Annotated in this window: 14 protein-coding genes; all 14 read right to left on the bottom strand. The window is 62.1% G+C overall.

Translation table 11 applies throughout. The annotated features are described in order from the left end of the window. Positions 1-125: 125 nt before the first annotated feature. On the bottom strand, positions 126-806 hold the full coding sequence (locus E0L17_RS03730) for a zinc ribbon domain-containing protein (protein ID WP_167929912.1): 681 nt from the start codon (positions 804-806) through the stop codon (positions 126-128). A gap of 118 nt (positions 807-924) precedes the next feature. Next, the gene (locus E0L17_RS03725) at positions 925-1,998 is read right to left on the bottom strand and encodes an FHA domain-containing protein (protein WP_167929911.1); all 1,074 of its coding nucleotides are present in this window, start codon (positions 1,996-1,998) and stop codon (positions 925-927) included. Between the two features lie 20 nt (positions 1,999-2,018). Then, the gene (locus tag E0L17_RS03720; RefSeq protein WP_167929910.1) at positions 2,019-2,822 is read right to left on the bottom strand and encodes a hypothetical protein; all 804 of its coding nucleotides are present in this window, start codon (positions 2,820-2,822) and stop codon (positions 2,019-2,021) included. A gap of 287 nt (positions 2,823-3,109) precedes the next feature. Then, a complete protein-coding gene (locus E0L17_RS03715) occupies positions 3,110-4,639 on the bottom strand; it encodes an Hsp70 family protein (protein WP_167929909.1) in 1,530 nt (509 codons plus the stop codon). A 58-nt stretch (positions 4,640-4,697) separates the two neighbouring features. Next, complete coding sequence (locus tag E0L17_RS03710) at positions 4,698-5,753, bottom strand: FhaA domain-containing protein (protein WP_167929908.1); 1,056 nt, start codon at positions 5,751-5,753, stop codon at positions 4,698-4,700. A 55-nt stretch (positions 5,754-5,808) separates the two neighbouring features. Beyond that, entirely contained in the window at positions 5,809-6,720 is a 912-nt protein-coding gene (locus E0L17_RS03705; protein WP_167929907.1) for a PP2C family protein-serine/threonine phosphatase, read from the bottom strand. Positions 6,721-6,790: 70 nt separating this feature from the next. Further along, positions 6,791-8,596 (bottom strand): BspA family leucine-rich repeat surface protein, encoded by a 1,806-nt coding sequence (locus tag E0L17_RS03700; protein WP_167929906.1) that lies wholly within the window; start codon positions 8,594-8,596, stop codon positions 6,791-6,793. A 229-nt stretch (positions 8,597-8,825) separates the two neighbouring features. Next, positions 8,826-9,992, bottom strand: a complete 1,167-nt coding sequence (gene nagA / locus E0L17_RS03695) for an N-acetylglucosamine-6-phosphate deacetylase (RefSeq protein ID WP_167929905.1) — start codon at positions 9,990-9,992, stop codon at positions 8,826-8,828. 133 nt (positions 9,993-10,125) lie between these two features. Further along, positions 10,126-11,292: an AgaS family sugar isomerase gene (locus E0L17_RS03690; RefSeq protein ID WP_167929904.1), complete on the bottom strand. Its 1,167-nt coding sequence runs from the start codon at positions 11,290-11,292 to the stop codon at positions 10,126-10,128. 97 nt (positions 11,293-11,389) lie between these two features. Beyond that, the gene (locus E0L17_RS03685; protein WP_167929903.1) at positions 11,390-12,121 is read right to left on the bottom strand and encodes a GntR family transcriptional regulator; all 732 of its coding nucleotides are present in this window, start codon (positions 12,119-12,121) and stop codon (positions 11,390-11,392) included. Positions 12,122-12,185: 64 nt separating this feature from the next. Next, complete coding sequence (locus tag E0L17_RS03680; RefSeq protein WP_167929902.1) at positions 12,186-12,605, bottom strand: PTS sugar transporter subunit IIA; 420 nt, start codon at positions 12,603-12,605, stop codon at positions 12,186-12,188. Between the two features lie 99 nt (positions 12,606-12,704). Then, on the bottom strand, positions 12,705-13,322 hold the full coding sequence (locus E0L17_RS03675) for a hypothetical protein (protein ID WP_167929901.1): 618 nt from the start codon (positions 13,320-13,322) through the stop codon (positions 12,705-12,707). A 155-nt stretch (positions 13,323-13,477) separates the two neighbouring features. Continuing rightward, positions 13,478-14,317, bottom strand: a complete 840-nt coding sequence (locus E0L17_RS03670) for a PTS system mannose/fructose/sorbose family transporter subunit IID (RefSeq protein ID WP_167929900.1) — start codon at positions 14,315-14,317, stop codon at positions 13,478-13,480. Beyond that, on the bottom strand, positions 14,298-15,206 hold the full coding sequence (locus E0L17_RS03665) for a PTS mannose/fructose/sorbose/N-acetylgalactosamine transporter subunit IIC (RefSeq protein ID WP_167929899.1): 909 nt from the start codon (positions 15,204-15,206) through the stop codon (positions 14,298-14,300). The genes E0L17_RS03670 and E0L17_RS03665 overlap by 20 nt, the downstream gene beginning before the upstream one ends. Between the last annotated feature and the right edge of the window lie 53 nt (positions 15,207-15,259).

Below are 15,259 nucleotides of genomic sequence, written 5' to 3'. Positions count from 1 at the left end.
CCACCTGCGGAGATTCCCTCGTTTCACGGCTCTCCGCGAGCGTTGCCATTCCGCCGGTGAGCGGAGCGAGAAGAACCCGTCACCGCGCGCTAGACGTGCCAAATAGACCTGACGCCAGTGGCACGTTAGTTGACGAACAGGTGAGAGCGCTTGTCGAAGTAGGTCTTATTTGCATGTACAAATGCCGCGCCTATGGCAATCACGAACACAACCTGGAAGAGACCGCCAGAGTCCACCGTACTGGACATGACAGCCGTCTGAATCAACAGATGGAACAGCGGGAGGGCGAAGCCAGCACCACTCAGTGCGAGGTAATGCTGTGGGGCACGCCGAGCATGACGCGAGAGCTCCCGTCGCACCCAGATGGAGAGAACCGCCAGCGTCACGCAAAGCAGCTCCGTGAAGACATTGAGCGTCTGAAGGCCATCGTAAATATCGTAGTAATAGCTTGGATATACGCCGGAGAAGAGGCTCATAGCCACCAGAATATACACCGCTGCGCACAGAAAGAGCTGCACCCAGACGACGAACTTGTACCACTTCATCCCCAGCTTTGCCCCAGAGGAGACCCGCGATTCGGGCGTTCGCCCGTCTGCCCGGGGAGGCATACCCTCCTTAGAAGAAGGAGCAGCGGCAGCCGAAGGAAAGTGCTCTTCCTCCACCTGTCCGCCCACGTAATACTGCGTCATCGATTCCTGCGCTGACGTCGATGCCGCCCCATCCAAAACCTGCGGTAGCCTGCCCCCACAATGCGGGCAGAAACAAAACTCGTCATTGACCTGGTTTCCGCAGGCGGGACAGTACATGGCAACTCCTACCATTCAAGTATCACAACTATGCCATCATACGCCCCCGCAAATATAATGCAATTATAATCTGATGCCAGTCGCCGCCTCGCACGCGGACCGCCCCAGCCAGTCTCCCTCAGGGAGCCGCCTCAAAACGCAGGCACGTCTCGGGGTCACCGAGCACCCAGCTGAAACAAGAGCCCTCATACCCCGACCTCACCCTACGAGGGGCCAGACAGATGACGTCACCAGGACGAACTTCCGCCTCCTCATCCGAGAGAATTGCAGCATCCCCATTGGGTCGCAGAAGGAGAGTCCCGTTCGAACTTGAGAGATCAACCAGCACCCAAAGCGGGCCACATCTCCTGACCTCGCAGTGTCTTCTCGACACCCTGCTCACGGGAACGAATACGGGTGCATATCCCTCCTCGTCACACCAGCGCTCATCGCGTCCGATGCGAGCCCCTTTTGACGTGAGCTTCCAGCCGGCCCGGGGACTCGTAGCATATTCCCAAGGGCAAGGGCCCATAGGAATGATCCCCTGAAGGCGAAACTCCCCCTCCATCCACGACCCGCTCACGCGGTCTAGTCCCGCAGGAACAGGCGTGACGGCTACGTCATGGCCCACAAGCTGAGCGTAGTCTCGCGGGCCCTGAAGCGAGGCGAGAACAAGCGCCTCTACGACCTCCCGCTGACACCTCACAAGCTCGTCGAGGTCGGAGACGCCAATACCCTCCCCCAGGGAGGCCGCAATGCGGTCGACCCCAAGCCAGAGCCCTCTTGCGTCAGCCCTAAACCCGTCCATAAGAAGCGCCTCGGCGAAGGCGGACCTGAACCCATCGTCGAACGCAAATGAAGCCCCAATCACGCTCCAGGGATCGAACGTCCCGGGAACTCCCGTTTCGAGGATGCCATCAAGTTGGGAGAGCTGCTCGTCAGCCCTCAGTGCCTCTCGCTCAATAGCGTCGGCAACGGGAGAATCCAGCTCGGTCCCCACCCTGACGGCTGCCTCCACGCCCGCCGCATCCAATCCTGCCGGAGAAAGGCTTTCTAGCACGCCCTCCCTCAGCTTATCCACTGGGCCCCTATATCGCCTCCCGGCGGCATCCTTCCCCCTGACACTCCGGTCATAACTACCCACGACCTTCCAGGCGGCGACCCCGTATGCTCGCGAGAAGAACTTGGCAAAGCACTCGAATGCCCGCGCCATGTCACGCCCCTATCCGCGCCTTACGGACGCGATGCCGTCACAATCGCCTGAACTACCACGACGAACAGGTCATCCCTATCGGAGCGATAACCCATCCCAGGAAGGGCGCACCCGGTGACAACAAGATCATCATCGGGAGACAGCCCCCCATCCTTGCGACAGGAGGCGTCGAGCGCATGTCGCTCGGAATCGAACGGCTCCCCGCACCCGGGCCTGATGATCTCGAGACCGATGCTCGCAAGCGCGCGCTCGAAGTCTACCAGCCATCTTCTCAGCCGCGCGCTTTCGGGAAGCTCCCCCAGCCCCTCGGACGCACGACGGGCATTTGCCGCCTCGATTCTGCCCAAAATGGAACAGAGCTGGCGATACGAGATGCCGATACTCTCGAACTTTCCCCTAAACATCTCCTCGCGCCACAATCGTACCGTCTGCTGCAGCCCCTGCCTCATGGAGCTGAGTTCCCGCTCAAGCGAGCTGGTCTTTTCGTAAATCTCTCGCTGCCAGACGCTGGCGCTCTCATCCATCTCATCCCGAAAGGAGCGGAACCGCTCCGCGGTCGCACGAAGGCCCTCCTCGATTCGAGTGCCTGCCTCCGCTGCCATAGTCCGGTCTCGCTCCCGCAACGCCTTAACGTACTCATCAATGCGTCCGCACCGATTGCGATAGCGCACGAGCTCAGCCTCACATTCAGCCAGCCTGCCCCTCAAGGCGACGATCTCTCGCTCCTTCTCCTCAAGCTCAAGCCGAAGCGCTTCACCAAACGAACCATCCTCCGCGCTCCTTGCAGCTTCTCCCGGCACCCCGCCACCCAGACGGCTCTCCAACAGCCGAGCGCTTTGAGTGAGATCTTGCGTTGAGACCGCGAGGGAATCGCTCGATGCTTCGAAGCTGGCAGACTTGGCCGTCCTTCTCGCCCCATCGCACTCATTGGGGCGCGATGCATGGCTCTCCTCACCCGAGATGTCAATGGGAACGTGGACGCTCCCGCTCGATTGCCGCGCGTCACGTCCCGCATCACGGACATCCTCCTTGGCGCCTCGACCGTATGCCCCAATCCCGCGACTTTTAAACGGGCTCATACTTCACGCTCCCTCAAACGCCTCCGCGCAAATCAGTCCTGCCAGCTAAACGGTCTCTCCTGGAGACCATCCTGCGGTCGCTCCGGCGCCCAGCACGAAATGTGCAGCATCCCCAGCTCGTCAATGGAGAGGCGTGAGCGAAGATCGGTTCCCCGAGACACCGGCTCCGCGTGCCGGTAAACGAGCGATCCGATCTTTTCCCAGTCATCCTCATGAAAGGGGTCGGGATGCTCGACCTTCGCCCTCATCACCGGGAAGACGCTCTTTGCCTGACCTTCGTTCTTTGTCTTGCTCCCCACGCTGTCGGCTTGAACGTAGGGAAGCTCACTCCCTGCGGGAATGCACACATGCACGCGTTGCGCGAGGCTGCTTCCGATATAAAACTGTACGCCGAGGTCCCGGTTGGTATGCTTAATCACTGCCTCACCATGCGTGTCAACGTAATACCGGGACGCCCCGTACGAGATTGCCTTGCTCGGTCGATATGATCTCACGGGGACACCGGGAAGAACCAGCCGCGTCGCAGCCTCCTGAATCATTGGCATATTGCCCCCGCCACCGGTCACCACGATGACGTCAACCTTGACGGACGCATTGCGCGCCACCAAGGCGTTAGTTCGCTCGACAACTCGATCGAGCAGGCCACTCGTGCATTGCTCGAACTCTGCCTTCGTCAGGACGATATCAATGTCATCTCCCTCATCGTAATCAAAAAACGAAATCTCATACTCGTCCGCATCGGTGAGGGCAATCTTAGCCTGCTCGACCTTGCCTAAGTATTCGCCCATGAGAGCATCGTCCACTCCCTCTAAGCCGGCCTTTTCAAGCGCCAGGCTGTAGAGCGCCATCGTGAACTCGTTGCCGCCGAGATCTGCGATGCCGTCGGAGTCGATGCAGTCATAGTACCTCACGCTGCCCGCAGCATCCCTTCGCCCCTCGGGATAGGCACTGAGCAGGGCGACGTCGAAGGTTCCTGCACCAAGGTCCATCGTGAGGGCAGTTACCACGTCACGCGATCCGAGCGTTGCATCGGACGAAAGATAGTCAAGCGCCGCAGCCGCTGGCTCGGCGATGGTTCCCACGACCTTGACGTGCGTCCCGTCCTCGAGCGTGGCGTCCTCCACAAGCGCGACAAGGCGTTCTACCTCGCGCGGGTTGAACTGGACGGGATGGGCAAGCGCAACGCAGCTCGTGGTCTCTCCAGTCTCCGACTCGAGAACCCGATTGGCAATCCTGACGCAATGGGAAACCACCTCAACGATTGCCCCGTCAACGTCAACGACCGCCTCTCTCCCCCTTCCGGCATGCACCTTAACTTTCTCCCCCATCCTTCGCTTGAGGAGATTGACCCCCCTTGCCGAGAAGCGGTCATTGAGGGCGGCCATGCCGAGCTTGGGCTTCCCACCCTTTCCGAGGACGTACGTGCTCGGAACGCCCTCACTGCCGGCAACGTCCTGAAGGTCAATCGGGGTCCCTCCGCGCCGTGTCTCGGGGTCCATGTCCGTAATGCAGCTCATGTACACGTTGTAGTTGCCAAAGTCCAAGCCTATCGTCTTGCTCATGACCTCTCCCCCTCGCCCGCGCAGGGCGGATCGGACGCTCCCCTCCATAGTTCCCGTGCTATTGAGCACTTCCATCCATGAAGATCACGGGTCGTTTCGCACGTGCCATGAACAGCTCGTCGCCATCCTCAAGCGTCGTCACATCGCCTTGGGACAGCTCAATCGTCTCCTTATCCCGCTTGAGGACGCTGCCGTTGGACCCATCCTGGCGGTAAGTCCAGGTGCCGGAGGCACCATCACGACTGAACATCCCGTGCTTTCTCGAGACAAAGTGCAGATCCTCGCTATACGAGAGCGCTATTGTCGACTGGGGGGTATCCCCCTCACGCACCACGCCAATGGTGGCCCCGTCTTCTATCGGGAAGGCTACCTCGCAGTAGGAGACCGTCGCTTCTGGCATGGCCAGCGAGGGCGTGTGTTCGTCGCCTCGGTCATCCCACTCCATGGAAGCCACATCCCTGACGGGGGTGTCCCCCACGCCAGCCGAATCGACGACATCGGTCGGAGCGACGCCCTGCACAACCGTCCTATCAGCACCATAGACAGGTGCACGGTGGCGCTCGCTCATGACAACGGTGACGGCGCTGCCGTCTTCGACCCCGTTCCGGCTTTCGCGTCTGCCAACATTCTGGGAGCCTCTCTGTGCGGCGGCATCCCGTCCCGCGTCCTCGCCCCTCCGGTACGACGGCTTTACCTCGAACTCACCAGGATCGAGACGATGGTCGAGCTCGATTCTCACCATCACGTCAACCGGGCACCTCAGCTCCTCGGCGACCTTCTCGGCGTGGAGCTGCTCAAGCCCGCGGCAAATCATGCTCGTGTTGAGTCCGTAGTAGGCATCCCACGCCTCCTGGGAGACTAGGACGTCATAGACATCGGGGCACTGGAATTTTCCGTTGCCCCAATCGATCAGCCCAATGCGCGCCTTTCGGAGCATTTCCTTAAGCAGCCTCTCAGGCTGAGGGGAAATACCGACGCCCTCGCCCGTGATGTTTGCAATCCATTTGGCAACCGCCGTAACGGGATCAAGGTCAGCAAAGGAGGTAATGAACCGCTCGCTCTTCCTCTCGATGGAGGACATCATGTCGCCGACCCCGGCCTGGCGCTTTTTCATAGCGAACTCCCTTCATGGACGTATGGTGTGAGGTGAGATGATTGCTGAGGAATGGTCAGGATGGAAACCATGGCGTCGTTTCATCCCGCGAGGGCGTCCCAGTATGGATGACAATCGCCGTAGCGTTGTCGCTGCTCGGGCCACATGCCGCAGCCGCCTCGTGAACCAGGCGAAACGCCGCTGTGTAGGGGTCATCTGACTCGGAGAGAATCTCTGCAACGCGATTCTCGGGCAGCTGCGTCCATACGCCATCCGAGCAGAGCAGGACACGCTGAGAGGCGGACAGGGGCAGCAGGGCAATCTGCACGCGATTCGCATCATGTTCGATAAGCCGATAGCCCATGGCCTCCCTAAGGGCATTGCCCCCGCCCTCAGCGCGGCCATCATCGGCCATGATCCTAACGAGCCGTCCGTCTCTACCAAGGCAGAAGGCCGCGGTGTCACCAACGCTGCCGATGAGGAGCCCATCCCCCCACCGAGCGGCAGAGATCAGCGTCGCCCCGGACCCCTTTCCCAGATAGCGTGACGCACGGCTCACGAATCGGTCAACGCTCCCAAACGTCGAACGCATCAGAGACTCGCCATCTCTCTTGCTCCCACGCCTCGAAGCCGCCGCGACCGCCTCCTTCCAGTCATCAAGAAATGCCTGGCAGCAGAGTCGCGAGAACAGGTCTCCGTACGGCGCGCCACCGATGCCGTCACTAATGACCCCAACTTCCCCGTGCGTCATGAAGCTGTCCTCGTTGCAGAGACGACCGCCCTGGTCGCTTGCCCCGGCAAGGGAGAGCACGAGCCTCTCAATGCCCTCAGGCGCGTCCCCTTCGCCTGGCATCTTTGCGATGCCGACGGGCTCATTTGCCCAGTCGCCCTCGTCAGGCTCAAGAAGCACATCGGATATCTCGTAGAAGTCACCCTGAGCCAGACGTTTTTCCTCAGAAACCGCGCGACCGCTCCCTACGTCTTCCATCCGCCACCCCTTTCCTTGCGCCCATTGTCCTCTAGGCGCTCCGAGACGTTGCGCAACCTCGCCACAACCCCTACTGGCGCCCGGCCACGGCGGGGCAGTCGCGACCGATGCCCCTCAGGCTGATCTTCTCGTTGCCATGAAACGCATCAGGAAAGCCAACGATTCTCTTCAGTGAATGACAGCCGCCGAACATGCCGGCCACATCACCTACTCGCGACGTATCAAAGCGAGAGACGTTGAGTTCCGATAGCCTCTCACACCCATAGAACATGAGCGACATGTCCTCAACGAGGGAGGTCTCGAACCGATACACACTCAATGCCCCAAGCGATGAGCAACCGTAGAACAGGCCGCGCATGCTGATAGCCTTCGAGGTGTCCAGATTGTTAATCTTCAGAATCTTTCGCAGACGGGAGCACCCGGCGAACCACCCCGCAAGGTTCCTTGGAGACACACGATCCTTGAAAAGAGCAAATTCGACGCCCCGCCAGGGACAGTTCGTAACCCCCTGCCAAATGTTCCATCCACGGTTGGACATAACGAACTCGTCGACCCGCCTCAGCCCATACTCGACGCCGTCAATCGTGACCAGCTCCTCAAGGTCGGGCTCACCCCTGAGGAAGAGCACAAGGTCAGCGGAACTCTTTGAGTACGGAATGCCCTTACAATACAGCTTGCATATGACGGCAACGATATCCTGAGCGTCAATGGGAACGGGCGTGCTGGCGGAACCCACCGCCGCAGCTTCCATTCGTGCCGTCTCCTCGTTAGGGGAGACGCTCGGACACAATGCAAGAAGCATCTCGCGTATGCCGGTAACTGACTGCCAGCGACGCATGGGATCAGGGTCGGTACAGAGCCGGATAACCTGGTCGAGCCTACGGTCCAGAGGGTCGGAGTATGCGCCTTCCGGAAGCGAAAGCCCCTTGCGCTTCTCGAAGACAATCCTTCCGTGAGCGCAATCGCGGGACACCTCTTTCCCCCCGACACGATAGGACTTGACCACATCGTCCCACCCCACGTCCACCGAGGGGGACTTGCCCGTTCGCAGGTAGAATAGGAGCGCACCAAGCGACCAGATGTCGACCGTCCCCTGGTTTCTCATGCCGTAACAACGCTCGAGCTCTTCGGCACTCGCATCCGTGCCCTCGTACTCTGCCCAAGGGAACGGGAATATTTCTGGTGCTCCAAAGCCGATGGTGGCAAGCCTCGGAACGGCACGTGTGCCCTCGAACGAAGGCGTAACTCCAGCACTGGAGTATTTTGCCTGGCCGTAGTCGATAACGTAGACACCTTCAATTCTGCTCCCGCCCGGACCGTCAGCGACATGCACAAACACGTTTCGGGACGACAGATCGGCATGAGTGACGCCGCACTTCTCTTGCCTGAGGATAATATCGAGCAGCTGCGCGCCAAAAGACGCGGCCACAGAGGGCGCAAATCCGCCACCGCGCTCCTGCAGCACCTCGTCAAGCGGGCAAGAGGGCTTCTCACGCATGTCCTCCATGACAAAGGCGGGCAGAGCCTTCTCGCTTGGACCATCCTCCCAGACAACGGCTCCGTACGCGTATGCACGCGGGGCATGCCCGCCAAGCCCATTGAGTTCCGCCAGCGTGGCATATTCCTGGTGCAGGCCGTGCCATGCGCGTGGCAGACTGAAGGAGCGCAGGACTTCGTCCGACTCCACATTCTCTGCCGAAGTGCTGAGAATCTTTACGACGGCATTTCTCGAAAGGCCATCCGGACGACCGAGCGGTCGCGTCAACGCCAGACCGCCTCGGCTACCATCTAGGGACTCGCCAATTCTCACTTCGTCGGGAAAACAGTCATCCGGGAACACTTTGCGCTCAAGGCTGACAAAGCGATACTTCGGCATGGCTGACCTCCACAGGAGCAGGGCGCTTCACATCCATATCAATACTCTCACACCAGTCGTGACACCTTGTCGCGCGGGGGCTCACATCGAGCTTTTTGTTACGGGAAATTATCAGACAGCGGCAATGAACCATGCGGAGAGATAACCAGACGCGGGTCCTTCTCGCCCGTCAGACGGGGGCGAGAAGGACCCGCGACGTGCCAAATAAACCTGACGCCAGTGACGCGGGCTACTTGACCTCGATGCCGCCCACGAAGGTGGTGGCGAGCGTCATGTCCGCGTTGAAGACCGTGAGGTCGGCGTCGCGACCGGGCTTGATGAAGCCGAAGCGCTCCTCGATGTGGGCGGAGCGGGCGGCGACCTCGGTGGCCATGCGGATGGCCTGCTCGGCGGTCACGATCTGCCAGTCCACCATGTTCTTGACGCCCTCGGCGAGCGTGAGCACGGAGCCGGCGATTGAGCCCGTGGTGCCGTCCTCGTTGAGCAGGTAGCACAGGCCGCCCTTCATCACGACGGGCAGGCCGCCGGACATGTACTCGCCCTCGGGCATGCCGCCGCAGCCCAGGCAGTCGGTGATGAGGACCGTGTGGTCCCAGCCCTTGGCCTCGACGAGCGCCTTGATGGCACCGGGGACGACGTGGCGTCCGTCGCAGATGATCTCCGCGTAGGTGCCGTTGGTGGTCATGGCCGCGCCAACGACGCCCGGATCGCGGTGGTGCAGGCCGCGCTGGCCGTTGTAGGTGTGGACGAAGCAGCTTGCGCCGGCGTTGACGGCGGCGAGGACCTCGTCGTAGTGGGCGTCGGAGTGGCCGATGGAGGTGACCACGTCGCGCTCGTCGAGGGCGGCGCAGTACGCGCACGCGCCGTTCTTCTCGGCGGCAAGCGCGCTCTTGACGATGCGGCCGCCGGCCTTCTCCTGCCACATGTCAAAGGTCTCGACGCTCGGGTCGATCAGGTAGACCGGGTTCTGGGCGCCCACGTGGGCCTCGGTGAAGAACGGGCCCTCGAGGTAGATGCCGCCGATGCGCGCGCCCACGAAGTCGTCGGAGCGGCCCTCGTCGGCCTCGGCGATGGCGGCGCAGGAGTCCGCGACCTGCTCGACGGACTCGGTGAAGGTGGTGGGCAGCCAGCAGGTGGTGCCGCGACGCGCGAGCTCCACGCTCGAGGCGTTGATGCCCTCGGCGCTGCGGTCGGTGGTGGCGTGGTTGTAGAAGCCGTGGATGTGCGTGTCCACGAGGCCCGGGCCCACGATGCAGCCCGTGAGGTCGCGAATCTCGCAGTCCGGCTCGTCGGCGGACCACATGCCGAACACGCCGTCCTCGATGGTGAGGTAGCCGCCCTGCATGGTGGCGCCGGGAAGTACGAAGCGGTCAGCCTTGATAGCAAACGTGCCCATGGTTCTTCTCCTCACGATCTGGGTTCTATGCGGCGGCGCCCGCCCGCACGGTCATGCAGGCGGGCGCCCGTTAGTGACAATTTACCCTCTCGCCTCTGTCAAAGCGTGGAAAAGTGACTGTCCCCTTTGCACGCTACGCCTCGAAGGGGTGGATGGTGACGCCCTTGACGACGCGGTTGACGGTGCCCGTCGGAGACGGGGTGTCGGGCGTGTTGCCCACGCGCACGGAGTTGAGCAGGGAGACCGTCTGCGCGACCATGATGAACGGGAGCGCGAGGTAGCCCTCGGGCAGCGCGTCGTAGCCGGCGAAGGTGAAGGACTCGCCCTCGAAGACCGGGCCGCAGTCCTGCTGGACGGCGATGGTCTTCTGCGCGATCTTGTCGCCGCCGATCTCGTTCAGGATGTCGAGGTCGTACTGGCGGGTGTACTCGTCGTTGTTCATGTAGACGAAGACCAGGGTCTTGTCGTCCACGAAGGACTTGGGCCCGTGACGGTAGCCCATGGAGCTGTCCCAGGAGGTGGCCACGAGGCCATGGGCGAGCTCGAGGATCTTGAGCTGGCTCTCCTGGGCAAGGCCCACGAAGGAGCCGGAGCCGAGGTAGGTCACGCGGTTGAAGTCGCCGGCCAGGAAGGCGGCAACCTCGTCCTCGCGGGAGACGACCTCCTCGCCCATCTTGGCGATCTGCTCGACCCACGCGGCCTTCTCGTCGAGGGAGGCGGAGTCGAAGATGAGGGTGGAGAGCAGCGTCATGCAGCTGTAGGAGCCGGTCATGGCGAAGCCCTTGTCGTTGGCGCGCGGGATGAGCAGCGTGAGGGCACGCGGGTCATCGGCGGACTCGACGGCGAGCTTGCCCTCGGGGGCGCAGGTGATGTTGAGGAAGCGGACGTTCTTCACGAACTTGCCGGCGATCTCGACGGCAGCCAGGGACTCGGGGCTGTTGCCGGAGCGCGCGAAGGAGACGAGCAGCGTGGGCTCGTCCGGGTTCAGGAAGTCGCGCGGCGCGGAGACGATGTCCGTGGTGGCGACGGGCTTGAAGTCGTAGAGCGAGACGTCGCCGGCGTGGCGCAGGTACGGTGCCACGGTGTCGCCCACGTAGTCGGAGGTGCCGGCACCGGTGAAGACGACGGACAGACGGCCCTCGCCCATGGCGCGGGCGTCGGCGAGAAACGCGGTGATGGCGTCGAGGTTGGCCTTGTAGATCTCGAGCGTGTCCCTCCACAGCTCGGGCTGCTGCGCAATCTCGGCCGTGGTGATGTCCGCGCCGAGGGCGACAAGCTCCTCCTTGCTCTTCTCGAACATTGATCGCTCCTTTCGGGTTGGCGGGGTCTTTTCTCCCGTCGGGTTAGGGAAGGCGCTGGGCGTGCAAAAGTGCCTGTCACTTTTGCACGGTTGCACGCTAGGGAAGGCGCTGGTGGTAGACCTTGTACTTGAACTGATCCGCTCGCGCGACGGAGAGCGTGTACTCGATGACCTCGTTGCTCGTGTTGTAGGTCGTGCGCACGAGGTCGAGCACGGGCGCGCCCTCCGAGATGTCGAGCAGGTGAGCGTCGGCGGGACGCGCCACGCTCGCGAAGAACTCCTCCTCGGCAACGCGGATCTTCTCGTGATAGACGTTCTCGATAATCTCGTAGAGCGGCATGCTGTCGAGAAGGGCGCGCTTGAGCGTCATGAACTTGCGTAGGGGCAGGTACGAGAGCTCGACCATCATGGGCGTGGCGTCGGCGGAGCGCAGCCGCTTGAGCTTGAACAGGCGCTCCCCCAGGCGGACGCCCATGCGCTCCGCGAGGTTCTTGTCGGCGTCAGTCTCGGAGAACTCGAGGATGGTGGTCTCGGGAACGCGGCCGAGCGAGCGCATGTGCTCGGTGAAGCTGTAGGACTGCATGAGGTTCGTGGCCTGCGTGGAGCGGTCGGCCACGAAGGTCCCCCTGCCGTGCTGGCGCACGACGAGGCCGAGTCGCTCGAGCTCGCTCAGGGCGAGACGAACCGTGGTGCGCGAGAGCCCGTAGCGCTCCGAGAGAACGCGCTCGGACGGCAGGATGTCACCCGGGCGGAACTCCTGGTCGATCTTCTCCGTGAGGATGTCGACCAGCTGGTCGTAGAGCGGCTGCTTCTTTGGTCTCGACGTCATCTGCGTTCCCGTTCGTCACGATCTGCCGCGCCCCGGGAGCCCGGGGCGCGGCGCGAGGTCACCCCTACTCGTCGTCCTCGTCATCGGAGAGGTCGAGCGCCATGTGGCAGACGCCCTCCTTGCCCACCTCGACGGCCTCGGAGACGAGCTCGTCGATCGTGGAGGTCTCGGTGCGGGACATGACGATGTCGATGAGCATGGGCAGGTTGGTGCCGGCCACGACGGAGACGTTGTCGATCTTGCTCGTGGCGATCATCGACTGGTTGAACGGGGTGCCGCCCATGAGGTCGCAGAAGACGAGCACGCCGTCGGTCTGGTCACGCATGGCCTTGATGGCGTCGTGAAGCTTGTCGGCGTACGCGCCGGCCTCCCCCTCCTCGAAGGGGACGATCTCGAAGGCCTGCTGCGGGCCCGCGATCATGTCAAGCGCGCTCTTGAGGCCGTTCGAGAAGTGGCCGTGGCCGGTGAGGATGAAACCAATCATGACAGCTCCCTTTCCCTACGTTCCTCGGTCATGCCGAGGACCCAATGTAAACTGGTTTATAACCAGTGTTCCGCTAGTGTATCGTGACCAGCGCCCGTTTTACTGATGACGCTGGGTCGTGCTCAAATTCGTAAGTTCTTCAAACTGCCGCTTGTAGCGCTTCGCATGGGTCTTGTCGCCCTTGCTGGCGTACTGCTTCCACAGAAGGAAGCAGAGCTTCCCCTTGAGCTCGGGGGCGGCGCCCGGAAGCATCTTCTCCATCTGCTCGATGTAGTCGTAGCGCTTGCCAAAGACGATGTCGTAGGTGAGCTGGCAGTCCTGGATGACGGCCTTGTCGGCCGCCTTGCAGGTCTTGAGCTGGGCGAGAAGCTCCTTGCAGCGCTCCTTGTTGCCCAGCTGGGTGAAGTAGTTGAACGCGACGGCGAGGGTCTGGGCCTGGCGCTTGGCGGAGTTTCTCATGCGGACGAGAAGCTCGATCATGCGCGTGGCCATCTCCTCGTCGTCCATGGCCTGGTAGCACAGGAAGCGAAGGTAGTACTGACGGTAGGTGGTCAGCGTCACGCGGGCGGGAATCCTGTCGAGGGCCCCGATGGCCTCCTTGTAGTGTCCCGTCTCAAAGAACCCCTGGTACTTTGCCTCGTAGTAGTGGCGGAAGCCCTCAGAGGCGAGAAAGTACACGACGACGAGTACGAGAAATGCGATAACGCCCGGTTCCACGACGAAAAAGCCTTTCTAGGTGGAACGGGCGCGCATCTCGGGAGATAGGGCGAAGAACCGGGTGGTCCCGAGCCGTGAGATGCGCGCCCGCTCGAACGAAGCAGTGCGGCCCGTGACGCCCGGAGCGACCGGGCGCCACGAGGCCAGAAGGTGCCTTAGCCCTTCGCGACGAGGTTGAGGGCACCGAGGACAACGCCGAGCACCAGGACGATGAAGATCGCCTTGGTGGAGGTCATGCCCTTGCGGCCGAGCAGCCAGTACACGAAGCCGACGAGCGCGGCGGGGACGAGCTTGGGGCAGATGTTGTTCAGGATGTCCTGAACGTCCAGGGGAACGCCACCGATGTTGGGGTTGATCGTGAGGACGATGCCCACGTTGGTGGAGATCAGCGCGCCGACCATGAAGACGCCCATGACCGTGGCGGCGTCAGTGATGGCGTTGAGCTTGTCGGACATGGTGGTGACGAGCTTCATGCCCTGATCGTAGGCGATGTAGGTCTGCTTGCAGCGGAACCAGTCGACCACGATGCAGGAGGCAATCCAGATGAAGATGCCCAGCGGGTTGCCGGCCATGGCCATGTTGGCGGCCAGGGCGCCGAAGATCGTCGGGAGCAGCGAGCCGAAGATGGAGTCGCCGATGGAGGCGAGCGGGCCCATGAGGCCGGTCTTCAGCGAGGCGACGGTCTCGAGGCCGTCGAGGCCCTCGGTCTCCTCGATGGCGAGGTCGATGCCCGTGATGATCGTGTTGAGGAAGTTGGAGGTGTTGAAGAACGGCGAGCACTGGGTGCGGCAGGCGGTCTTCAGGGCCTCGGTGTTGTCCCCATAGATCTTGCGGAGCTGCGGAAGGATGATCCACAGGTAACCGGAGTGCTGCATACGCTCGTAGTTCCAGCCAGCCTGGAAGCCGACGAGGTTGCGGATGTTGATCTGGCGAAGGTCAGCCTTGGTGATCTTGTAGCCAGTGGTCTGTCCGACATTAGAGCTCATCGTCGTCATCTCCCTCCGCACCAGCAGAGACAGCCGCGACGGGCGCGTTCTGGTGCTGCTGGTAGTAGATGTAGGCAAGAGCGAAGCCGATGAGAGCAACGGTCAGCATCGACAGGTTCTTGTAGCCACCGCCGACGGCAACCGCGGCGTCCTCGGGCAGCAGGCCGTTGAGGGCACCAGCGATGGTAGCGGCGTCGCCGCCAACGGTCGCGATGCTCGTGAAGGCGGTGCCGAGAAGGGCGGCGATCACGAAGCCGAGGATCAGGTAGGCGATGTGCTTCTTGACCGGCAGGTAGCGAAGCAGGATGGCGAAGCCGACGGCCGGCAGCATGCCACCGGCGACGGTGAGGCCGGTGCCGAGCCAGGCGAGGTCGCCGTTGAGGGCGGTGGTGATGGCCTCAACCAGCGGCTGGCCGAAGGCGAGGGCCAGGAAGACCGGGATCATGCGGGAGAGGCACCAGGAGACAGCGCCCATCCAGTAGTGGATGTTGTAGGAGTTCCAGTTCATCTTCTCGATGTCGGCGTCGCAGGCGTGACCCCAGAAGGTGTTGGCCATACGACCGAGGATATCGGTGTAGACGAGGATGGCGGCCACGGGCACGCCGAGGGCGGCGAGGGCCTGCTCCGGGTCCATGCCAGCGCTGACGGCGAAGGCCGTTGCGATGAGGGTGCCGGAGTTGGCGTCGATGCGGGAGGCGCCACCGAAGGTGCCGACGCCGAGGATGGTGAGCTGCATGCTACCACCGATGAAAAGACCAGTTGCCATGTCGCCCATGATGAGGCCCGTGATGAAGCCGGAGAACACGGCGGAGCCGGCGCTGGAGTACCAGTGCAGCTCGTCCATGATCTGGAAGCCCGCATAGAGCGTAAGCAGAAGAATCTGCCACCACTGAATCATGGTTCTTTTCCTCCTTCTAACAACTCGAATCAAACGTACGGATCACGCTATAT

Source organism: Olsenella sp. SW781, from assembly GCF_012027725.1.
In the GTDB taxonomy this organism is placed as follows: Bacteria; Actinomycetota; Coriobacteriia; order Coriobacteriales; family Atopobiaceae; genus Thermophilibacter.
The sequence above is the reverse complement of the archived record's forward strand: the minus strand, read 5'-3'. Positions and strand labels throughout refer to the sequence as shown.